The 20,712-nt window shown below is 61.8% G+C and carries 20 protein-coding genes and 1 tRNA gene; 7 read left to right on the forward strand and 14 right to left on the reverse strand.

Translation table 11 applies throughout. The annotated features are described in order from the left end of the window. The 4 genes from Q8K05_RS06425 to Q8K05_RS06440 form a co-directional block, all read left to right on the forward strand. On the forward strand, positions 1-513 hold a 513-nt coding region (locus Q8K05_RS06425; protein ID WP_305245684.1), incomplete at its 5' end, for an L-threonylcarbamoyladenylate synthase. Positions 514-558: 45 nt separating this feature from the next. Next, complete coding sequence (locus tag Q8K05_RS06430) at positions 559-1,227, forward strand: site-2 protease family protein (protein WP_305245685.1); 669 nt, start codon at positions 559-561, stop codon at positions 1,225-1,227. 64 nt (positions 1,228-1,291) lie between these two features. After that, complete coding sequence (locus tag Q8K05_RS06435) at positions 1,292-2,611, forward strand: tryptophan--tRNA ligase (protein WP_305245686.1); 1,320 nt, start codon at positions 1,292-1,294, stop codon at positions 2,609-2,611. A 245-nt stretch (positions 2,612-2,856) separates the two neighbouring features. Next, on the forward strand, positions 2,857-3,441 hold the full coding sequence (locus Q8K05_RS06440) for a response regulator transcription factor (protein ID WP_305245687.1): 585 nt from the start codon (positions 2,857-2,859) through the stop codon (positions 3,439-3,441). A 19-nt stretch (positions 3,442-3,460) separates the two neighbouring features. Here Q8K05_RS06440 and Q8K05_RS06445 read toward each other — a convergent pair whose 3' ends face one another. From Q8K05_RS06445 to Q8K05_RS06470, 5 genes are all read right to left on the reverse strand, one after another. Further along, complete coding sequence (locus tag Q8K05_RS06445) at positions 3,461-4,876, reverse strand: HAMP domain-containing sensor histidine kinase (RefSeq protein ID WP_305245703.1); 1,416 nt, start codon at positions 4,874-4,876, stop codon at positions 3,461-3,463. A gap of 339 nt (positions 4,877-5,215) precedes the next feature. Beyond that, a tRNA-Ser gene (locus Q8K05_RS06455) sits at positions 5,216-5,305 on the reverse strand. Positions 5,306-5,345: 40 nt separating this feature from the next. Then, positions 5,346-6,686 (reverse strand): serine--tRNA ligase, encoded by a 1,341-nt coding sequence (serS, locus tag Q8K05_RS06460; RefSeq protein ID WP_305245688.1) that lies wholly within the window; start codon positions 6,684-6,686, stop codon positions 5,346-5,348. Between the two features lie 89 nt (positions 6,687-6,775). After that, on the reverse strand, positions 6,776-7,771 hold the full coding sequence (ispH, locus tag Q8K05_RS06465; protein WP_305245689.1) for a 4-hydroxy-3-methylbut-2-enyl diphosphate reductase: 996 nt from the start codon (positions 7,769-7,771) through the stop codon (positions 6,776-6,778). Continuing rightward, on the reverse strand, positions 7,768-8,241 hold the full coding sequence (locus tag Q8K05_RS06470) for a peptidylprolyl isomerase (RefSeq protein WP_305245690.1): 474 nt from the start codon (positions 8,239-8,241) through the stop codon (positions 7,768-7,770). Before Q8K05_RS06470 ends, ispH begins: the two co-directional genes overlap by 4 nt. Before the next feature lie 160 nt (positions 8,242-8,401). Here Q8K05_RS06470 and radC point away from each other — a divergent pair, with 160 nt between their 5' ends. Both radC and Q8K05_RS06480 read left to right on the forward strand, forming a co-directional pair. Next, the gene (gene radC, locus Q8K05_RS06475; RefSeq protein ID WP_305245691.1) at positions 8,402-9,076 is read left to right on the forward strand and encodes a DNA repair protein RadC; all 675 of its coding nucleotides are present in this window, start codon (positions 8,402-8,404) and stop codon (positions 9,074-9,076) included. Between the two features lie 27 nt (positions 9,077-9,103). Then, positions 9,104-9,793 carry a Smr/MutS family protein gene (locus tag Q8K05_RS06480; protein ID WP_305245692.1) on the forward strand — a complete coding sequence of 230 codons (690 nt, stop codon included), beginning with the start codon at positions 9,104-9,106 and terminating at the stop codon, positions 9,791-9,793. A 32-nt stretch (positions 9,794-9,825) separates the two neighbouring features. Here Q8K05_RS06480 and Q8K05_RS06485 read toward each other — a convergent pair whose 3' ends face one another. After that, entirely contained in the window at positions 9,826-10,689 is an 864-nt protein-coding gene (locus Q8K05_RS06485) for a helix-turn-helix transcriptional regulator (RefSeq protein WP_305245693.1), read from the reverse strand. Between the two features lie 279 nt (positions 10,690-10,968). Between Q8K05_RS06485 and Q8K05_RS06490 the strand changes: the two genes are divergently transcribed. Continuing rightward, the gene (locus Q8K05_RS06490) at positions 10,969-11,193 is read left to right on the forward strand and encodes a DUF1059 domain-containing protein (RefSeq protein ID WP_305245694.1); all 225 of its coding nucleotides are present in this window, start codon (positions 10,969-10,971) and stop codon (positions 11,191-11,193) included. A gap of 301 nt (positions 11,194-11,494) precedes the next feature. On the opposite strand, the gene Q8K05_RS06495 is transcribed toward Q8K05_RS06490, so the two are convergent. The 8 genes from Q8K05_RS06495 to Q8K05_RS06530 all read right to left on the reverse strand — a co-directional run. Beyond that, entirely contained in the window at positions 11,495-11,926 is a 432-nt protein-coding gene (locus Q8K05_RS06495; RefSeq protein ID WP_305245695.1) for a group II truncated hemoglobin, read from the reverse strand. A gap of 16 nt (positions 11,927-11,942) precedes the next feature. Beyond that, a complete protein-coding gene (locus Q8K05_RS06500) occupies positions 11,943-14,516 on the reverse strand; it encodes an ABC transporter permease (protein ID WP_305245696.1) in 2,574 nt (857 codons plus the stop codon). A gap of 76 nt (positions 14,517-14,592) precedes the next feature. Next, positions 14,593-15,651 (reverse strand): formate dehydrogenase accessory sulfurtransferase FdhD, encoded by a 1,059-nt coding sequence (locus Q8K05_RS06505; RefSeq protein ID WP_305245697.1) that lies wholly within the window; start codon positions 15,649-15,651, stop codon positions 14,593-14,595. 67 nt (positions 15,652-15,718) lie between these two features. After that, positions 15,719-16,108: a hypothetical protein gene (locus Q8K05_RS06510; RefSeq protein WP_305245698.1), complete on the reverse strand. Its 390-nt coding sequence runs from the start codon at positions 16,106-16,108 to the stop codon at positions 15,719-15,721. 14 nt (positions 16,109-16,122) lie between these two features. After that, positions 16,123-17,307, reverse strand: a complete 1,185-nt coding sequence (locus Q8K05_RS06515; RefSeq protein WP_305245699.1) for a formate dehydrogenase subunit gamma — start codon at positions 17,305-17,307, stop codon at positions 16,123-16,125. A gap of 11 nt (positions 17,308-17,318) precedes the next feature. Next, on the reverse strand, positions 17,319-17,540 hold the full coding sequence (locus Q8K05_RS06520; protein ID WP_305245700.1) for a hypothetical protein: 222 nt from the start codon (positions 17,538-17,540) through the stop codon (positions 17,319-17,321). Next, positions 17,537-18,157 carry a formate dehydrogenase FDH3 subunit beta gene (fdh3B, locus tag Q8K05_RS06525; protein WP_305245701.1) on the reverse strand — a complete coding sequence of 207 codons (621 nt, stop codon included), beginning with the start codon at positions 18,155-18,157 and terminating at the stop codon, positions 17,537-17,539. The genes Q8K05_RS06520 and fdh3B overlap by 4 nt, the downstream gene beginning before the upstream one ends. Positions 18,158-18,166: 9 nt before the next feature. Next, on the reverse strand, positions 18,167-20,712 hold a 2,546-nt coding region (locus Q8K05_RS06530; protein WP_305245702.1), incomplete at its 5' end, for a formate dehydrogenase subunit alpha.

Here is a 20,712-nt window from a genome sequence, read left to right on the forward strand (position 1 = left end):
TGCCACCTCGACGACAAGGCCGCGGCCGACAGCCTGCGCCGCATTCGCGGAGTCGACGACAAGCACCACCTGACCCTGCTGTGCCGTGATTTGAGCGAGCTGGCCAACTATGCGCGGGTCGACAACAAGCAGTACCGCCTGCTCAAGGCGGCCACACCCGGGCCTTACACCTTCATACTGGAAGCCAGCAAGGAAGTGCCGCGCCGCCTCAGCCACCCGTCCCGCAAGACCATAGGCCTGCGCCTGCCCGACCACAAAACCCTGCAAGCCCTGCTGGAGCTGCACGGCGCGCCGCTGCTGGCCACCACGCTGATACTGCGGGGCGACACCGAGCCGCTGAACGATGCGAACGAGATCCGCGAGCGCCTGGAGCATGAGCTGGCTGCGGTGATTGACGCTGGCGCCTGTCACCAGCAGCCCACCACGGTGATTGACTTGACCGCCATGGCAGACGGCGGCGAGGCGGTGCTGATCCGGCAGGGCCGGGGCAGCCTGTCGGCACTGGGGCTGTAGGCGGCGATCAGGCGCAATGCGTCCGGGGTCTGAGACAATCAACAAATGGACATTGCCAACCTGATTCAAACCGTTGCCATTTATGCGTTGCCCGTGCTGTTTGCCATCACGGTGCATGAGGCCGCACACGGTTACGCAGCCCGCCATTTTGGCGACAACACGGCCTACATGATGGGCCGCATCACCCTGAACCCGCTCAAGCACATTGACCCGTTCGGCACCATTTTGATGCCGCTGCTGCTTTACTTTGCAACGTCGGGGGCCTTCCTGTTTGGCTACGCCAAGCCGGTGCCGGTGAATTTTGGCAATTTGCGCAATCCCAAGCGCCACATGGTCTGGGTCGCGCTGGCGGGCCCGGCGTCCAATTTTGCGCAGGCCCTGCTGTGGGGACTGGTGCTGGTTTTGCTGATCGGCGCGGGGATTCAGGAACCTTTTTTCATCAAAATGGCGCAGGCGGGCATTCTGGTCAATCTGGTGATGTGGGCCCTCAACCTCTTCCCCCTGCCTCCGCTGGACGGCGGCCGGATCCTCGTGGGCCTGCTGCCCTATAAACAGGCCGCGCTGGTCTCGCGCATTGAGCCCTGGGGCTTTTTTGTGGTGATGTTTCTCGTCATTACCGGCGTGGTGGGCACGCTGTGGCTGCGCCCCCTCATGAGCCTGGGTTACGCCGTCATCAACACCGTGCTGGCCCCCTTGCTGTTACTGCTCCAGTAATTTCTTTGTTGCACCGTTTTTCACTCTTTTCCTGCCGCCCCGCTGGCATTTACCCCTTCTTCGTATGAGCTCTGCATCACCCGCATTCCCCCAACGCTTCCTGACCGGCATCACCACCACGGGCGCCCCCCATCTGGGCAATTTCGTGGGCTCCATCCGCCCCTCGGTGGCGGCGAGCCGCCTGCCCGGCGTGCAGAGTTTTTACTTTCTGGCCGACTACCACGCGCTGATCAAGTGCGATGAGCCCGCGCGCATCCAGCGCTCCACCCGTGAAATCGCGGCAAGCTGGCTGGCCGCCGGACTGGACCCTGAACGCGTGACGTTTTACCGCCAGTCCGATGTTCCTGAAATTACGGAGCTCACCTGGCTGCTGACCTGCGTCACCGGCAAGGGCGTACTCAACTGTGCCCACGCCTACAAGGCCGCGGTCGACAAAAACCAGGCCAGCGGCAACGACCCCGACGCCGATGTCACCGCAGGCTTGTTCATGTACCCGGTACTCATGGGCGCCGATATCCTGATGTTCAAGGCGCACAAGGTGCCGGTCGGGCGCGACCAGATCCAGCACATTGAAATGGCGCGCGACATGGCGCAGCGCTTCAACCACCTCTACGGCGAACATCTGGTGCTGCCCGAAGCGGTGATAGAAGAGTCTGTAGCGCTGCTGCCCGGGCTGGACGGGCGCAAGATGAGCAAGAGCTATGACAACACCATTCCGCTGTTCACGCCGCGTGAGCCGCTGCGCAAGCTGATTGCCGGCATCCTGACCGACTCGCGCGCACCGGGCGAACCCAAGGAGGTCGAAGGTTCCGCGCTGTTCCAGATTTACCAGGCCTTTGCCAGCGCCCCCGAGACGGCCGCGCTGCGCCAGGCTTATGCCGATGGCATTGCCTGGGGCGACGCCAAACAGCTGCTATTTGAGCGCATAGAACAAGAAGTGGCGCCCATGCGCGAGCGCTACCAAGCGCTGCTCAACGACCCCGCCCACATTGAAGCCCTGCTGCAGGCAGGTGCCGAAAAAGCCCGCAAGGTGGCCACCCCCCTGATGCGCGAGCTGCGATATGCCGTGGGGCTGCGCACGCTGGGCGGGCTGCCCGCTGCGGCGGTCAAAACCAAAGCCGCCAGGACGGCTGCGCCGGCCTTCAAGCAGTACCGCGAAAAAGACGGAAAATTTTATTTCAAGCTGCTGGATGCCGACGCGCGTTTGCTGCTGCAAAGCCAGGGTTTTGACTCGCCCAGGGACGCGGCACTGGCCATCTCAAGCCTGCAACAAGAGGGCTCTGTCGCACTGGCTGCGCTGCAAGGCAAGGTGGCGGCTACGCAGGGTGTCACGGCCAGCGAACTGGATGCCGCCTTGCAGTTTTTTGCACCCGCGGGCCCCTGAATTTTAGCCACGGGCCCGCGCCGGCGATGGCGCCAGACGGCTCGCGCAGGCACTGCTTCCGCCTTGCCGACAGAAACTCGGGGCATTGATGCGATCTGAAACAAACCCCTGTGCCGCGCAGATACTGTTGTTTTTATGAATCAAGCAAGAGAACAAATTCCGCAAATTCACGTTTAGAAATGTCATGCCGTTGACATTCAGCAGTTATGCTCGAAGGCTCACCAAAGCCAAGGCAATCAGAAGTAATGAGCATTTTCGTCATAGATGACCACCCCCTCATGAGGGAGGCGCTTGTCATGCTGATACGCCGCTTGAACAGCAAGGTTGCGGTGACGGAACTGGACCGACTGGCTGACGTCTGGCCCGCTACGCAGGCGTATGGCGTGCCCACCTTGTTCTGCCTGGACCTGAAGCTGCCTGACACCGAGGGCGTGTCGGGTATTCGCGAACTCAAGCAGCAGTTTCCCGATGTCCCTGTCGTCGTTCTTTCAGCAGCACCGGCGCAGGAGTACGAAGACCAGTCGATCGAAGCAGGTGCGGACACCTACGTCCAAAAATCTGCAGGCGCTGTCGAGATCGCCAATGTGTTGCGCGTTTTTTTGAACGGCAACCTGGAACCGGAGCCCTCTGCCCCCACGGAAAAACTGTCCAAACGGCAAAAGCAGTTGCTGGTAATGATCAACAAGGGCCAAAGCAACCGTGACATTGCTGAAGAGCTACAAATCAGCGAGCACACGGTCAAAGTGCATTTGTGGCGCTTGTTCCGGCGCCTGAATGTCAAAAGCCGGTCGCAAGCGAGCCACCTGGCCCGCACCCAGGGCTTGCTTTAGTCTCTCGGTATTCGAGGAATCAGGTGCCAGACGGCGCGGCAGGATGCAAGTCGATCCAAAAAACGCTGCCGCACCCAACGCGTGATGCCATCCCCACGGGACAGCCGAGCGCCTGACTGATCCGGGAAACAATGGCCAGCCCCAGCCCGAAGCCCTCTTCCGTACCCCGCAAAGGAATGCGGTAAAACTCCTGAAAAATCGCCTGCTGATGTTCCTTGGCGATACCCACGCCGGTGTCCCAGATTTCAATGCGCCACACGCCGCGCCTGCGCCGCAAAGCCATCAGCACGCCGCCCCGGTGCGTGTTTCTTAATGCGTTCGACAACAGGTTGCCTACCAGCCTTTTGAGCAGCACCGGATCAGACCTTACCCGGCACGGCGCAACCCGCGTTCTGAAGCGCAGGCCACGCTCCTGGGCGACGGGCGCATATTGCACTTCCAGGTCCTGGACGAGCACGGCCAGATCCACCTCCCGCGGGTGGACCCTCAAAGGGTCGGAATCGATTCCCGCAAGATCAAAAATGGAGTCAAAAAGATCGTGAACCGCCTTGGTTGAGCGAAGAATTTTGGGTGCTATCAGCGAAACAAATTGGGGTTCCGCAACCAGCCAGCCGGCGTACAGGTCCAGTGCATGCACGGGCTGGCGCAAATCATGGGCGGCACTGGCAATAAAACGATTTTTGATGGCTATCGCTTCCACTGCCGCACGGCTCTTTTCAGTCAGGGAAGCGATCAATTCGGAATTGTCAAACTGCAACTCAAGATTGGCGCGCTGCGCTTCATGGAAGCGCTGGCCTGAAACACGAATCACGGCCCAGTAAGTCAGTACCAGCACCACCATGCCATAGGTATTGAAGGTGGACGGGATGCCGCGCTCCATGACCAGCTGATAGGCCAGCGCAGCCACCGCGGACGCCCCCAGTCCATCGACATAGCCGGAAAAGGACCGCAAGTGAGACGAGAAAGTGCCAACCGCGAAAGCCCCCATACCGACCAGAACAAGGATGCAGGCAAACTGGTCGTAAATCGGCGCCTTCAGAAAAAACACAAACATCGAAGAACCCCAGATCAGGGCGCTCAGCGGCCATATCCAGGCATAACGGGCCATGAAAGCGTGCAGCTCCGGACCACTGACCCCGACCACTTTGCGATGGTAGAGATTAATGACGAGGGCGCGCACCAGCGTGACGACGACGACCGCCACGACCCACAACCAAAGCCCCATCGACGGCACATGCCGGTACAGCATCGCCACCATGACAACAACGATCATGACAAACGCCGCATAGTGCACAGGCCGGGCGTTGCGCATAAACGTTTGAATCAACTGCATCTCGACCCAGGCCTCACGCGAGAGGTTTTGAACGCTCTTGGCGGGCCGGATCGAAGCGGTGGAGTCCATGGGTGCCAAGTTTACCGTCGCATTCATGCGCATTCCTGGACCAGCCGTTCGAGGCTGATTCACCCATAGTGGTCTCGCCGCGCTGGATGTGTTTGATGTGGAACCGCTGCCGCTGGATTCTCCGCTGCGAAATCGGCCCAACGTGTTGCTTACGCCGCACCTTGGTTTTGTCATCGAACCCGTATTCCAGCACGTTGTCACAAGCGTGAATGAATGTTTGAATGCGTGGCTGGAGAGCAACCGCTGGTGCGCGTGCTCGCATAAACAGGCAACAAAGCCTGAATTCAAAAAGCATTTGCAATGGGCCAACGGCAGGGATTGCACCCCACAAATGAAAAAAGCCTTTGAAATCAAAGGCTTGGTTCATTTTTTTGGCGGAGAGGGTGGGATTCGAACCCACGGTAAGATCGCTCCTACGCCTGATTTCGAGTCAGGTACATTCGACCACTCTGCCACCTCTCCTGTGTGTCGAGCCGCAATTCTAGCAGGCTGAAAGGCCTGTTCAGGCCGCCTGAGCCGAAAGAGTCGTCATCTCGCCCATGTAGGGCTGCAGAACGGCCGGAATATCGACACTGCCGTCGGCCCGCTGGTAGTTTTCCAGCACCGCCACCAGCGTTCTCCCCACCGCCAGCCCGGAGCCGTTCAGGGTGTGGACAAACTCGTTTTTTCCCTGGGCATTCTTGAACCGGGCCTGCAACCTGCGCGCCTGGAAAGCTTCGCAATTGGACACCGAGCTGATCTCGCGGTAGGCATGCTGGCCGGGCAGCCAGACTTCCAGGTCGTAGGTCTTGGTGGCGCCAAAGCCCATGTCGCCGGTGCACAGCAGCATGACGCGGTAAGGCAACCCAAGTTTTTGCAAAATCGCTTCGGCGTGGCCCGTCATGGCTTCCAGCGCGTCGTAGCTGGTGTCTGGGTGAACGATTTGCACCATCTCCACCTTGTCGAACTGGTGCTGGCGGATCATGCCGCGCGTGTCGCGCCCATAGCTGCCCGCTTCCGAACGAAAGCACGGTGTGTGCGCGGTGAATTTCAGCGGCAGATCAGCCTCGGCCACGATCTCGTCGCGCACGAAGTTGGTCAGCGGCACTTCGGACGTGGGGATCAGGTAGAGCGCCGTGCTTTCGGCCTCTTGCGCGCCTTCCTGCCCGCCTTTTTTGACGGCAAACAGGTCTTCTTCAAACTTGGGCAACTGCCCGGTGCCACGCAGCGAATCGCCGTTGACGATGTAGGGCGTGTAGCACTCGGTGTAGCCGTGCTCTGCCGTCTGCACGTCGAGCATGAACTGCGCCAGCGCCCGGTGCAGGCGCGCCAGCGGGCCTTTCATGACGGTGAAGCGTGAACCCGTCAGCTTGACACCCATCTCAAAGTCCAGCCCCAGCGGCTGGCCCAGGTCCACATGATCTTTGACTTCAAACGCCAGTGCCGGGGGCTCGCCGCCCAAGCCTTCCACCGGGCTCCATTTGCGGACCTCCACATTGCCGGCCTCGCCCAGGCCGTGCGGCACGCTGTCGTGCGGCAGGTTGGGCACGGCCAGCAGCAGCGCGTGCATGTCAGCCTGAATTTGATCAAGCCGGACGCTGGAGGCCTCCAGCTCGACTTTGGAGGCGCTGACCTGCGCCATCACGGCGCTGGCGTCTTCGCCCTTGGCCTTGAGCTGGCCAATTTGTTTGGACAGGGTGTTGCGCTGGTTTTGCAACTCTTCCGTCCGGATCTGCAGCGCCTTGCGTTCGGCCTCCAGCGCCTGAAAGGCATCCACATTGAGGAAGGCTTGCGGACTCTTGCGGGTTTCCAGCCGTGCAATGGCCGAGGGCATGTCTTTGCGGAGCAGGTTGATATCTAGCATGGTGTTGTATTTTTTATATTAAAAGTGGCTATAGCCCAATATATACGGGAATAAGCAGCTATATATTTTGTAGCATTTAAAGAGAGCTTTCAACCCTGATGATGAAGCAGACTGCCGCTGATTTCCAGCGCTTGTCCTTGCGCATCGAGCTTCAGGCCCTTGGGCAGCGGAAATTTGATGGTTTCTTCTATCCCGGCCATCTTGCGCACCGAAACCGCGCCCAGTGCCTTGATGCGGTCAATCACCTGCTTGACCAGCACCTCCGGGGCCGAGGCGCCGGCGGTCAGGCCGACGCGGCTCTTGCCCTCAAACCAGGCTTCCTGCAACTCAGTGGCGTCATCAACCATGTAGGCCTCGGTGCCCAGCTTGGCGGCCAGCTCGCGCAGGCGGTTGCTGTTGGAACTGGTCGGGCTGCCGACCACGATCAAAATGTCGACCTGCGGGCTGAGCACCTTGACCGCGTCCTGGCGGTTTTGCGTGGCGTAGCAAATGTCTTGCTGCTTGGGCACGCGCACCTGGGGAAAGCGCGCCTTGATGGCAGCGCTGATCTCGGCCGCATCGTCCACGCTCAGCGTGGTTTGCGTCACCACCGCCAGGCGCTCGGTCTGCAAAGGAGAAATGCGCGCCACATCCGCCACGTCTTCCACCAGATGGATGCCGCTGTCGAGCTGGCCCATGGTGCCTTCGACCTCGGGATGGCCCTTGTGGCCGATCATGATGAATTCGTAGCCTTCCTTGTGCAGCTTGGCCACTTCCACATGCACCTTGGTCACCAGCGGGCAGGTGGCGTCAAAGATCTGGAAACCGCGCGCTACGGCTTCCTGCTGCACGGCCCGGCTCACGCCGTGGGCACTGAACACCAGCGTGGCGCCTGGCGGCACGTCGGACAACTCCTCAATGAAGATCGCGCCCTTGGTTTTAAGGTCGTTCACCACATAGGTGTTGTGCACGATTTCATGGCGCACATAAATCGGCGCGCCAAACTTGGTCAACGCCCGCTCGACGATTTCAATCGCCCGGTCTACGCCGGCGCAAAAACCGCGCGGCTCGGCCAGAAGTATCTCTTGGGGGGCCTTGACAGTCATAAAACTCCAATAATTTGCACTTCAAACACCACGGGCTGGCCCGCCAGGGGGTGGTTGAAATCAAACTGCACGGCGTCGTCGCTGCCCTTGACCTGCTGAACCGTGCCGGCATACTGCCCCATGCCGTCGGGCGTGGGGAACTGCACCACATCACCGACTTTGTAAGTCTCATCGGGGTCGCTCAGTTCATTGAGCAGCTTGCGCGCCACCCATTGCAGCAGCTCGGGGTTGCGCTCGCCAAACGCCTCGCCCGCGGCCAGTTCAAACGTGGTGCGCGTGCCTTCCGGCAAGCCCAGCAGGCGCTGCTCAATGGTGGGCGACAACTGGCCCGTTCCCAAGCTCAGCGTGGCGGGTTTGCCGTCAAAGGTGTTGATGATATTCGCACCGCCCGGTGCGGCCATGCGGTAATGCAGGGTCAGGAAGGAGCCTGGCTGGACGACGGGTTGCGTTGGGAATTCCAGAGTGGACATAAAGGCTTTCGGGCCAGCCCGGGCGGCTGACAAGTGTTAGTAAACTGCCCCTATTGTAGAAAACTGGGCCTGCCCCAACCGGTGCCCGTTTTTTCGGCCCTGTTGCTGGCGTTGGTCGGCCGCTGTTCATCCCCTGCCCCGTCACCGGACTGATTCATCCATGCTGCTCAAAGACCTGCCCGAAGACGCCCGCCCGCGCGAAAAACTGCTGACCCGTGGCCCCGGCGCCCTCAGCGATGCCGAACTGCTGGCCCTGCTGCTGCGCACCGGTCTGCCCGGCAAAAATGCGCTGCAAATGGGGCAGGAGTTGCTGACCACCTTTGGCGGCATGGCCGGCTTGCTGCACACCGGACACCAGGCGCTCAATGGCATCAAGGGGCTGGGCCCGGCCAAGTGCGCCGAACTGATGGCAGTGCTGGAACTGGCGCGGCGCGCGCTGGCCGAGCAACTGAAGGAAAAAACGCTGTTTTCAACGCCGCAAGAGGTGCGCGACTACCTGCAGTTGCAGCTGGGCAGCCGGCCGCACGAGATTTTTGCCGTGCTGTTCCTGGACAGCCAGCACCGGCTGATCGTGCTGGAGGAGCTGTTTCGCGGCACGCTGACCCAGACAAGCGTTTACCCGCGCGAGGTGGTGGTGCGGGCGCTGGCGCACAACGCCGCCAGCGTGGTGCTGGCCCACACCCACCCGAGCGGCGCCGCCCAACCCTCGCGCGCCGACGAGGCGCTCACGCAGACGCTCAAGGCCGCCCTGGGCCTGGTCGATGTGCGCGTGCTTGACCATTTTGTGGTGACCAGTACCCAGGCGGTTTCGATGGCCGAGCTGGGACTGCTTTAGCATCGGGCATCTCTACCCCGCCACACCATGAATGCGCCCGCCCCCAAACGCCCCAAAGACCCCAAAGACCGCCCGTTCAGGAACTTGAAAGACCTCAAGGCCGTCAAGCGCGAGATCGACACGCGCGCCCGCCTGGAGCAAGAGCGCGCGGCCGCCCGCCTGGCCGCCGCCGCCCGGCTGAAAGCCGAAAAAGAATTCTTTTCGCACGCCATCGGCCCGGTCAAGGCGCTGGCGCTGCAGCACCTGCCCGGCCACCGGGCCAGGGTGCAGCGGGCCCTGCCCGCGCCCATCCCGACACAAAAGCAGCGCGACGAGCAGGCCGTGATGCAGGAAGCCATCTCCGACGACTTTGATGCCGAGACCCTGCTGGACACCGACGAAGCCCTGAGCTTTCGCCGCCCTGGCATGGGGCCGGACGTGGTGCGCAAGCTGCGCCGGGGCAACTGGAGCATTCAGCGCCAGCTCGACCTGCATGGCTTTCGCCGCGAAGACGCCCGCGAAGCGCTGGCCGCCTTCATCCGCGAAGCCAACAAGGCCGGCCTGCGCTGCGTGCGCGTGGTGCACGGCAAGGGCCTGGGCTCGCCCGGAAAAACCCCGGTGCTCAAGGGCCGGGTCCAAAGCTGGCTGATTCAAAAGCAGGAGGTGCTGGCCTTCGTGCAGGCGCGGCCGGCCGACGGCGGCGCCGGGGCGCTGGTGGTGCTGCTGGCGCAGGGGTGACGGGTCGGCACATGAACCAGGCAGCTATCCATTCAATGGCTGGCGCCCGCACTTAAAGCGCCAGAGGCACTTTTAATCAAAAAATCGTCTGATTTCCTGATACGTGAATGATTGCAGATCGCAAGCGCGCGCATGACCGCCGCAGTGCGCGTTTCCACGCCCAGCTTCACATAGATGTGCTCCAGATGCTTTTGCACGGTGCGTGGGCTGATGGACAACAGCGCCGCGATCTCGGCATCCGTCTTGCCGCAGGCCAGCCAGTGCATCACATCGGCCTCGCGCTGCGTCAGGCCCGGTGCACTGATGTCGGGTGGCATCTGCATGCGCTGCAGCGGCGTTTCCTCCTTTGGCGCGGCAACAGCCTTGCGCGCATGGCGTGCATGGCTGTACAGGAAGGCAAGATGCGGGCGCAACAGCGCCAGCCGCTCCCGGTCGCGCTCGTCAAAGTCAAGGCCTCGCCGGTTCAGCACGATGCTTGCCAGCGTTCGGCGGTCCCTGAAAAGCGGTACCGCAATGGCGTACTCGAACCCGATGCGCCGGCCGTCATCGTCATCCAGGGCGCTGCGCTGAAAGTCGTGCCGGCTCACCAAGTCGGAGATGCGGCGCGTCAGAAATTCCCCTTCATGGCCGTGGTGGCGAACCAGCGGGTGCTCGGAAAAATGCCGGTCGAAGCATTCAATCCCGTCGGCGCCCAGCCGCACACCGGGCAATCCCACCACCTGGCGGTGGCCGGTCATCAGATCGCAGACCGAGAGCGTCGTCAGTTCGGAGGATACGAAGTCGTTCAGCGCCTGTACCACCGCATGCGCAAAACGGTCAAAGTTATCCGCCTGCGCCTCGACCCGCGCAAGCACCTGCAACGCGCTGGCGTAGTCGTTTCGGGTGAGGTGCTTCATGGCGCTGCTCCAGTGGGTCCTGTATACGCATTGCTGCGTATTGGCAACTTGCCCTGGCGACTTCAGCATGTCGTTATGAGGGCTGCTCTCTGATCCTGCATTTCAGTATAGGAAGCAACCGGCGCAAAGACAAGCCGAACCCGGCCGGGGTGTCCTTTTACGCCTCAACCCTTATCTGCACGCCCGCTTCACGCGCGCAGGAGGTGGGACGGTGTCCGGGCGCGCCGCCCAGACGCTGTTCAACCTGATTTATGAAGCGCGTCCCTGAAAGGAATCATCATGTCACGCCAATACATTGATTGCCGAGAATTCCCCAGCATCATGAACTGCAGCGTCGCGCTGTCGGCCGACGACGACCAGGAACTGCTTGAGGCCGCCGTGCAGCATGCAGTCGCCGTGCATGGCCACACCGACTCGCCAGATCTGCGCAAGCAGCTGGCGTCCCTGTTCAAGCCGGGCACGCCGCCGCTGAATGTGGTGCAGGCCAAAACGGCTAGCGCCTGATCGGCTACCGTCAAAAAAGTTTCAGCCCGGTGGATTCAGCGCTGAATGTCGAACCGGCGCCAATTTGCTATATATTTCATAGCACATTGTGCCGGTGCTTGTTGGGCTGGAGGCATTTTTTTATGCTGGAAATGACTTTGAAAGCGGCGTTCAACACCAGCAGCCGCGCTTGCGGATCGAGGTTCGCCTTGCTGGCCATTTCCGCCCCTGTTTTAAGCATCAAAACTGGCTCAACCTCAATTTCGGCGCGCGCTATAAGCTACATTTCTTATAGCAAAAAAGCTCAGAAAACTGCCGGATTTTACTCACCCCTGTTGCGCATCCAATCCGCCGTCTGAAAAAACGAGACGTTGAGCCGGACACGCAGGGCTTGGTCCACACCGGTCTCCACCATGGCTTGGTCCATGCAGGCCAGCCACTGGTCACGCTCTTTGATGCCGATGGTGCCGCCTCCGGTTTCGGACGGCAGGTGGCGCTGGCGCAGCCGGGGGTGGCCGAAGCGCTCGGTGTAGTGCTGCGGGCCACCCAGCCAGCCGCACAAAAACCAGAACAGGCGCTGCCGGGCATTGTCCAGCGTGCTGCCGTGGGCTGCGCGCAGGGCGGTGTAGGCGGGCTCCAGGTCCATCAGGTCGTAAAAGCGCTCAACCAGCGCCTTGACGCGCGCTTCGCCGCCTATCCAGGCGAAGGGAGTTTCAAAAGGAGTCGCTTGCTCCGGTTTTTCTTCAAGTGCCATAAATTTTCAAAAATGTTTATTGCGCTTTGCGCAGCGTTTCGACTACCGGCGTGTTCAGCACCGAGCGCAAGCCCCACCAGCCCGCGGCCAGTGCCAGCGCAGCGCCGGTCAGGCTTCCCAGGATGGGTACGGTCCAGGAACCGGTCCAGTTAAAGCCAAAGACATAGCGCGCCAGGCCCCAGCCCACGGCCAGCGCCACCCCAGAGGCCAGAAACCCAGCCAGCAGGCCGACACCCACCAGTTCGGCGCGCTGCACCTGGCGCAGCAGCGAGGCCCGGGCGCCGACTGCGCGCATGATGGCAAAGTCGCGGGCGCGCTCTTCACGCGTCGCCGTGATGGCCGCAAACAGCACGACCAGGCCCGCAGCCAGCGTGAAGCCAAACAGAAACTCCACCGCACGAATCACCTGGTCGAGCACGCGCTGCACCTGGTTCAGGGTGCTGCTCATGTCCACGTTGGTGATGTTGGGAAAGGCCCTGACCAGCTGGTTGTCAAAACTTTGCAGCCTGGGCTGTCCACTTGCGGCGGCCTCGGGGGACACCGGTGCGGGCTCGGGTGCGCGAAAGGCGCTGATGTAGGTCGCCGGCACATCGGCCAGCCGGGCCACCGGGTACATCACAAAAAAGTTGACGTGCATGGAACTCCAGTCGACCTTGCGCAGGCTGGTGATGGTGGTGTCGCTGAACTGGCCGGCCATGTCAAAGCGCAGGCGGTCGCCTAACTTGAGGCCCAGCGTCTCGGCCAGGCCTTCTTCCACGCTGATAGCGTCTTTTTCACCGGGGATCCAGCGGCCCGCCACCACCTGGTTATGGCTGGGCGGCTGCTCGCTGTTGGACAGGTTGAAGTCGCGGTCCAGCAGCCGCTTGGGGCGCTCGCCTTCAAAGTCGTCAGGGGTCACGGCTTTGCCGTTGATCGCCACGAGGCGGCCGCGAATCATGGGATACCAGTCGAACTTGGTCACGCCGCCTGCGCGCAGGGCCTGCTGGAAGGCATCGCCCTGCTCGGGCTGAATGTTAATGACGAAGCGGTTGGGCGCGTCGGCCGGCGTGGCCTGGCGCCAGCTGCTGATCAGGTCGGTGCGGAGCAGCACGAGCAGCATCAGCGCCAGCAGGCCCACGGCCAGGGCGCTGATTTGCACCACCGCGTACACCGGGCGCGCGGACAATTGCCGCGTGGCCAGTACCAGCCAGCGCGGTGCGGTGGCTTCATTGACGCTGGCCCGCAGCAGCTTGACGGCGGCAAAGCTGGCCACCGCAAACACCAGCACGGCGCCGACAAATCCGCCAACCGCAATCAGGCCCAGCTTCAGGTCGCTGCTGGCAGTCACCAGCAAGGCGGCAAACCCGGCCATGCCCAGCCCCAGCACCGCCAGCGAGGCCGGCTTGAGGTTGCCGACATCGCGGCGAATCACGCGCAGCGGCGGCACCTGGGCCAGTTGCAGCACGGGCGGCAGGCCAAAGGCCAGCAGCAAGGTCAGGCCCATGCCCATGCCAAACATCACGGGCCACAGCGTGGCAGCCGGCAGCGCGGTTTCGACCAGCCCGGCGAGCAGCAGCACAAATCCGTAATGCACCGCAAAGCCCAGTGCGACGCCCAGGGCGCTGGCAAACAGCCCCGCCACCACAAACTCAAACCCATAAGCCAGCGCAATCGTGCGCTGCGGCTGGCCCAGCACGCGCAGCATGGCGCAGTCGTCCAGATGCTTGGCGGCGAAGCTGCGCGCCACGATCGCGACCGCCACGGCGCTGAGCAGCGCTGCCAGCAGGGCCACCAGATTGAGGAATTTCTCGGCACGCTCCAGCGTCTGCTGCATCTCGGGGCTGCCGCTTTCCAGCGACTCCAGCCGCACGCCCCGGATGCCGGACTCGGCGCCCGGCTTCTTGATCTCGTCGGTCGCCCACTTCACATAGGCCTTGACCGCTGCGGGGTCGCCCGCCACGGCAAAACGGTAGTGGGTGCGGCTGGCGGGCTGAATCAGGCCGGTGGCGGCAACGTCGGCCTGGTTGACCATCACGCGCGGCGAAAAGCTGATGAAGCCGGCGCCCCGGTCGGGCTCCTGCACGATGATGCGGGTCAGTGTGAAACGGCCCTCGCCCATCAGCAGGGTTTGACCCAGCGTGAGCCCCAGCGCATCGAGCAGCGACGCATCGGCCCAGGCCGTGCCAGGCGCGGGAATGTCACGGGTGGTCTGGCCAGCGCCGTTCAGCGTTTCGGCCACTGTCATGTTGCCGCGCAGCGGGTAGCCGTCGGGCACGCCCTTGAAAGCCACCAGTTTGCTGGCGCCGCCGTTCTCATCAGGGGCGCGGCCCATGGTGGGAAAAGTCACGGTCGTGACGGCTTTCAGACCCAGCGCCTGGGCCTTGCTCACAAAGGCGGCCGGGGTTTGGGCATCGCTGCGAAGTACGGCATCGCCCCCCAGCAGTTGCTGGGCGTCGCGCTGCAAGCCGCCCTTGAGGCGGTCCGCAAAAAAGCCAACCGCCGTGAGGGCGGCCACCGCCAGCGTCACCGCCACAATCAGCAGGCGCAACTCACCCGCGCGCAAATCGCGCAGCAGGGTTTTCCAGCCGAGTTTCAGGAAAAGGGTGTTCATGGGCCGAACCTTAGCGCAGAAGAGGTAGGCAGGAGGCCGCAAGGGCTTGCGGCGCAGGCGTGGGGCGCACGCTTACTCAAGCGCCAGAGGAAACCCGCTGCCGGGCCGTGTCAGGTGTCACGTCGGTTTTAGTCACCAGGCCGGGCTGCAGCGTCAGGCGCTGGGCCCGGCTGTAGCAGACAAAGCGCTTGTTGGTCGCGCGGCCAATCGCGCACAGGCCCACCGTTTGCGCGACCTGGTGCCCCATCTGGGTGATGCCGCTGCGTGACACCACGACAGGAACGCCCATCTGCGCCGATTTGATGACCATTTCACTGGTCATGCGCCCGGTGGTGTAGAACACCAGACCTTCCAAGCCGAGATCGGTCGGTGAAGCGACCAGCGTGGGGACACCGTCCTGGCCAGCCGCGCCCGCTTCCTGCAAGTCAGGGCCGCGGAACCGGCTTTGCCGGGCCGCAGGCGCAGCGGCCCCCTCGGGGGGCAGCGAACCACCCGAAGTGGGGAGCGTGGGGGAAACATCCTTCATCCACATCCAGCCCGCGATGGTGTCCATGGCGTTGTGCCGCCCTACGTCCTCGACAAACAGCAGCATTTCCGGCTCGGGCAGTGATGCGTCAAACAGGGCGCAGGCATGCACCGAACCGGCCGACTTGTAGGTCGTTTCTTTGAGGCGGATGGTGTTCACCAGGCTGTAGAGCTGGCTTTGCGTGATGCCGGCCGCGGGCGGCAACGCGATCTGGTCCACCTCGTCCATCAGGCCGCCAAACACGCTGCCCTGCCCGCACCCGGTAGTGACGACGCGCCGGGAGGTTTTTTCTTCGATGTCTTCAATGCCATGGCGGGTTTTGACAGCGGCAGCGCCCACATCCCAATCGACCGTGATGGACTCGATCTCGTGCACCGACTTGAGCAGCCGCTGGTTGCGCAGGAAGCCCAGCACCAGCAGTTCAGGATGTGCGCCCAGCGTCATCAGGGTGACCAACTCGCGCTTGTCGACATACACCGTGAGCGCACGTTCTGCAGGAATGGAGACCTTGTGCTGCTCGCCGTATTCATTGACGGCATCAATTTCACAGGTCAGAGGCGCCTGGGCCAGCGTCAGGCGGGGTAAGGAAGCGGGTAATGTCAAAGGCATGGCTTGAGACTACAACAAAAAAAAGGCCGGCGCTTGGCGGGCCGGCCTTTTAATGGAGATGGCCGCCTCAGGGTTTTTTGGCAGGTGCAATCGCCGCAGCAGGCGTCTTGCTGCTGGGCGGGCTGATCGCAGTGGCCGCTGGCGAATGCGCGCCCGCGGCCTCGATAGGCTTCGCCACGATAGGCGGCGCATAAGAGAAAGCGCCCGGATCCGCGCAGGGCGGCAGTGCGGTTGCCGGCTTGGTTTCCTTGCCGGCCGCCTTGGCCGACAGGTAATAGCTGGCGGCCACTTTGTCCTGTGACTTGCACAGCTGATAAGCATCCACCTTGCCCGCCCAAGCCGCCTTGGCAGCGGCCTCGGCAGCTTTGGCCTTGGCTTCATCACTGGGGGGTGGAAGTTTGGCCAGCGCCATCGCAGACGCGCTGGCCAGCAGACTCACGATCAAAAGTTTTTTCATAGAACCCTCATTCTTCATGCTTGGACGGTCTGACTCGGCGACGCGGGCTTGCTGCTGCGCTGGGCCGGAATATGACCCGCCTTCACGTCGTCATACCAGTACTCGTGGTGTTCTTTGGCCCAGGTTTCATCGACATAACCGGTTCTCATCGCCTTGTAGGCGCCCTGCATGCCGACGGTACCCAGATAAATATGGCCCAGGAACATCGCCATCATCAGCACGGTCGCCACGGCATGCACCATATGAGCGACCTGCATGGTCGCCCGCTCATAGACCAGACCGGGCAGCAATTTGTCAAGCACGAAGCCCGATGCCACCACCACGATGCCGAGGAAAAACACACCGCCCCAGAAAACCACCTTTTCACCGGCGTTGAAACGGTGAGAGGGGACTTCGTGCTCCGACAGAAGGCCACCGCCCTTGAGCAGCCAGTTCAGATCGCCTTTGTGCGGCCAGTTGTCGCGCAGGAAGGTGAAAAACACAATCACCAGCGACACGGCAAACAGCGGGCCGGCAAAGTTGTGCATATTTTTGAGGACGTAGGCGAGCCAGCCAAACAGCGTGGCGCCCATCACCGGCAACATAAAGAACTTGCCAAATGCCATGACGATGCCGGAAATCGCCAAAATGCAAAACGCAATGGCATTGGACCAATGCGCCGAACGCTCGAAGGGCGTGAAACGCTCGATCTTGCGGCCCGTCTCGGCGCCATGCATCTTGATGCTGCCCTTGCCAAAGTAGAACAGGGCAATCGCACCGGCCACAATCAACAAAAGCGCCCCGCCGTAAGGAATTAGCCAGTTGTTGCGTACCTGACGCCAGGCTTCACCGGCATTGGTCAGGCGCGAGCCCGGGTACTGGACAAAGGGCTGGATCAGGTTGCCGGCTTCCGGCGCCTGGCTTTTCGGCAGGCTGCTGTAGCCCGTGACACCTTGGCCAACCTGACGCCACATCGGCGCATTGTTGCCGGGCTGGACCTTGGCGCGCTCCCCATTCGTCTGCTGGGCATAGTTGGGGTCGGCACTGGCCTCAGGCTTGACCTCAAAAATGTTCTGGCCCTGAATGCCGCCCGTTGCAGCCGGCGCCACTGACGTGAGCGCACCCGAGGCCTGGGCTGGCGGGGCCGCCGGGGCCTGCGCTCCAGCCAGCCCGGCCCAGCCAAGTGCTATCACAAATATAGCTAATCGTGCTCGTTCCATAAGGACTCCGGTCACTTTGTCTTGGAATATTCGTTCTGGGTGTTCTGCAAGCGGGCCTTGAGCCCCTGCTCCCAGCTGGTCTTGTCGCCCGGCTTCCAGCCCGGCGCGGCAAAGCTGTTTTGCGCCCCCTGGAATGCGGGCGTATCGCTTTTGACGCCTGCGCTGGTTTGCGGCTTGTCACCGCAGGCGGCCAGCGCCATGACGGCAGAAATGGTCAGTACCAGGCGCATCATGATTTGGCTCCTGCGGGCGGCTGGCCCGCTTGCCTGGAACCATAGGCGGTTCCCCAGCCCCAGACCTCGGCTCCCTTGCCGCGCTGAACCACCCGGTTGCGGAAAATGTCGGCGACCACATCGCCGTCGCCGGCCAGCAGGGCCTTGGTGGAACACATCTCCGCACAGGCTGGCAACTTGCCTTCGGCCAGGCGGTTGCGGCCATATTTTTCAAATTCAGCCTGGCTGCCATTGACTTCAGGGCCACCCGCGCAGAAGGTGCATTTGTCCATTTTTCCGCGCACCCCGAAGGTGCCGGCGGAAGGAAACTGCGGCGCGCCAAAAGGGCAGGCGTAAGAGCAATATCCGCAGCCGATGCAGATATCCTTGTCATGCAGCACCACGCCTTCGTCGGTGCGGTAAAAGCAGTTGACGGGGCAAACAGCCATGCAGGGTGCGTCGCTGCAGTGCATGCAGGCGACCGAAATGGATTTTTCACCGGCAACGCCATCGTTGAGCGTGACCACGCGGCGGCGGTTCACGCCCCACGGCACCTCGTTCTCGTTTTTGCAAGCCGTGACGCAGCCGTTGCACTCAATGCAGCGCTCCGCATCACAAACAAATTTCATCCGTGCCATGTTGTTTCCTTATGCCTTCTCGACGTTGCAGACCGTCGTCTTGGTTTCCTGCATCATCGTCACACTGTCATAGCCGTAGGTGGTCGCGGTGTTGATGGCTTCCCCGCGCACGATGGGCGCTGCGCCTTTGGGATAGTAAGCCAGCATGTCGGCCCCCTGCCAGCGTCCCGAGAAGTGGAAGGGCATGAACACCGTGTCGGCGCCCACACGCTCGGTCACCAAGGCCTGAACATTGAGGCGCGCGCCCGTAGGCGTGCTGACCCATGCCCGCTCGCCATTGCGAATGCCTTTTTCAGCAGCCACCTTGGGATTGATCTCGATGAACATTTCCTGCTGCAACTCGGCCAGCCAGGGGTTGGAGCGGGTTTCTTCGCCGCCGCCTTCGTATTCGACCAGGCGGCCGGAAGTCATGATCAGCGGGAACTTTTCATGCACCTTGTCGGCGATGTTTTTGTCCTGCACGGTTTTGTACAGCGTCGGCAAGCGCCAGAAGGTTTTCTTGTCGTCGTGCGTCGGGTACTTGGCCATCAGGTCCGGTCGGGTTCCGTAGAGCGGCTCACGGTGCTGCGGAATCGCATCCGGGAAATTCCACACCACCGCCCGCGCCTTGGCATTGCCGAACGGATGGCAGCCATGCACCTTCATCACCACGCGCTGAATGCCGCCTGACATGTCGGTCTTCCAGTTCTTGCCTTCCGCCGCTGTCTTTTCAGCATCGGTGAGATCATTCCACCAGCCCAGTTTTTTCAGCAGCAGGTGATCGAATTCAGGGTAGCCGGTCGTGATGTCCGCGCCCAGGGAGTGCGAGCCGTCTTCCGCCAGCAGGCTCTTGCCTTCACGCTCAACACCAAAATTGGCGCGGAAATTTCCGCCGCCATCCATGACGTGCTTGGAGTTGTCGTACAAATTCGGCGAGCCCGGGTGCTTGAGTGCTGGCGTGCCATAGCAAGGCCATGGCAGTCCAAAATAATCGCCCGTGAAGTCGTAGCCGGTTTCCTTGTCGGTCCCGCCCTTGGCGCGCAGTGTTTTTACATCAAAGAGATGCATGTTGCGCATGTGCGCCTTGAGCCGCTCCGGGCTCTGGCCGGTGTAGCCAATCGTCCACATCGACCCATTGATCTCGCGCAGGATGTCTTCGGGCACGGGCTCGTCCATACCCTTGACTTTTTGCATCTTGAAGTTTTTGGAGAGTTCCTTGGCAAAGCCCAGCTTCTCGGCAAACTGGTGCATGATCATGTGGTCACTGCGGCTTTCCCACAGCGGCTCAATCACTTTTTCGCGCCACTGGATCGAACGGTTGGAAGCCGTGGCCGACCCACTGGTCTCGAATTGGGTGGCTGCGGGCAGCAGGTAAACGGCGCGGTTGGGGTTGAGGTCTTCGGGCTTGCCCGGCATCGCTGCCATGGCGGCGGTGGCCGACGGATACGGATCGACGACGACCAGCAAGTCCAGCTTGTCCATCGCGCGCTTCATTTCCAGGCCGCGGGTCTGGGAGTTGGGCGCATGGCCCCAGAAGAACAAAGCGCGCAGGTTGGAGTCCTGGTCGATGAATTCGTTTTTCTCCATCACGCCATCAATCCAGCGCGAGACCGTAATGCCGGGCTTGCCCATCATGGCGGGCGATGCGTAGCGGCCCTTGATCCAGTCAAAGTCAACACCCCAGGCTTTGGCAAAGTGCTTCCACGAACCTTCGGCCAGGCCATAGTAGCCAGGCAGCGAGTCGGGATTGGGGCCCACGTCGGTGGCGCCCTGTACGTTGTCATGCCCCCGGAAGATGTTGGTGCCGCCGCCGCTTTTTCCGACATTGCCCAATGCCAGCTGCAAAATGCAGGAGGCACGCACAATGGCATTGCCCGTGGTGTGCTGGGTCTGGCCCATGCACCACACGACGGTCGACGGCCGGTTCTTGGCCATCATTTCAGCAGCCATGTAGACACGCGCCTCAGGCACGCCGCAGGCCTCCTCGACCTTGTCCGGCGTCCATTTGGCCAGCACCTCTTCCTTGATCTTTTCCATGCCGTAGACACGGTCATTGATGTACTTGGTGTCTTCCCAGCCGTTCTTGAAGATGTGGTACAGGATGCCGAACAGGAAGGGAATGTCCGATCCGGAACGGATGCGGATGTATTCGTCGGCCTTGGCGGCGGTACGGGTAAAACGCGGATCGACCACGATCATTGTGCAGCCAGTTTCCTTGGCGTGCAGCATGTGCAGCATGCTGACCGGATGCGCCTCGGCGGCGTTGGAGCCGATGTACAACGCGCACTTGCTGTTTTGCATGTCGTTGTAGGAATTGGTCATGGCGCCATAACCCCAGGTGTTGGCCACACCCGCCACCGTGGTCGAATGGCAAATTCGGGCCTGGTGGTCGCAGTTGTTGCTGCCCCAAAAACTCATCCATTTGCGCAGCAGGTAGGCCTGCTCGTTGTTGTGCTTGGAGGAACCCACCACATACAGCGAATCAGGCCCGCTCTCCTTGCGCAGCGCCAGCATGCGTTCCGAGATCTCATTGAGGGCGACGTCCCAGCTGATGCGCTCGTACTTGCCGTTGACCA

Origin of the sequence: Polaromonas sp. (assembly GCF_030682935.1) — a bacterium.
GTDB lineage: Bacteria > Pseudomonadota > Gammaproteobacteria > Burkholderiales > Burkholderiaceae_C > Polaromonas.

Bases quoted from the DNA above. Each gene is read 5' to 3' on its own strand.
- Q8K05_RS06430 (WP_305245685.1), top strand. From the start codon at position 559: ATGGACATTGCCAACCTGATTCAAACCGTTGCCATTTATGCGTTGCCC.
- Q8K05_RS06435 (WP_305245686.1), top strand. From the start codon at position 1,292: ATGAGCTCTGCATCACCCGCATTCCCCCAACGCTTCCTGACCGGCATC.
- Q8K05_RS06440 (WP_305245687.1), top strand. From the start codon at position 2,857: ATGAGCATTTTCGTCATAGATGACCACCCCCTCATGAGGGAGGCGCTT.
- Q8K05_RS06445 (WP_305245703.1), bottom strand. From the start codon at position 4,876: ATGCGCATGAATGCGACGGTAAACTTGGCACCCATGGACTCCACCGCT.
- serS (WP_305245688.1), bottom strand. From the start codon at position 6,686: ATGCTAGATATCAACCTGCTCCGCAAAGACATGCCCTCGGCCATTGCA.
- ispH (WP_305245689.1), bottom strand. From the start codon at position 7,771: ATGACTGTCAAGGCCCCCCAAGAGATACTTCTGGCCGAGCCGCGCGGT.
- Q8K05_RS06470 (WP_305245690.1), bottom strand. From the start codon at position 8,241: ATGTCCACTCTGGAATTCCCAACGCAACCCGTCGTCCAGCCAGGCTCC.
- radC (WP_305245691.1), top strand. From the start codon at position 8,402: ATGCTGCTCAAAGACCTGCCCGAAGACGCCCGCCCGCGCGAAAAACTG.
- Q8K05_RS06480 (WP_305245692.1), top strand. From the start codon at position 9,104: ATGAATGCGCCCGCCCCCAAACGCCCCAAAGACCCCAAAGACCGCCCG.
- Q8K05_RS06485 (WP_305245693.1), bottom strand. From the start codon at position 10,689: ATGAAGCACCTCACCCGAAACGACTACGCCAGCGCGTTGCAGGTGCTT.
- Q8K05_RS06490 (WP_305245694.1), top strand. From the start codon at position 10,969: ATGTCACGCCAATACATTGATTGCCGAGAATTCCCCAGCATCATGAAC.
- Q8K05_RS06495 (WP_305245695.1), bottom strand. From the start codon at position 11,926: ATGGCACTTGAAGAAAAACCGGAGCAAGCGACTCCTTTTGAAACTCCC.
- Q8K05_RS06500 (WP_305245696.1), bottom strand. From the start codon at position 14,516: ATGAACACCCTTTTCCTGAAACTCGGCTGGAAAACCCTGCTGCGCGAT.
- Q8K05_RS06505 (WP_305245697.1), bottom strand. From the start codon at position 15,651: ATGCCTTTGACATTACCCGCTTCCTTACCCCGCCTGACGCTGGCCCAG.
- Q8K05_RS06510 (WP_305245698.1), bottom strand. From the start codon at position 16,108: ATGAAAAAACTTTTGATCGTGAGTCTGCTGGCCAGCGCGTCTGCGATG.
- Q8K05_RS06515 (WP_305245699.1), bottom strand. From the start codon at position 17,307: ATGGAACGAGCACGATTAGCTATATTTGTGATAGCACTTGGCTGGGCC.
- Q8K05_RS06520 (WP_305245700.1), bottom strand. From the start codon at position 17,540: ATGATGCGCCTGGTACTGACCATTTCTGCCGTCATGGCGCTGGCCGCC.
- fdh3B (WP_305245701.1), bottom strand. From the start codon at position 18,157: ATGGCACGGATGAAATTTGTTTGTGATGCGGAGCGCTGCATTGAGTGC.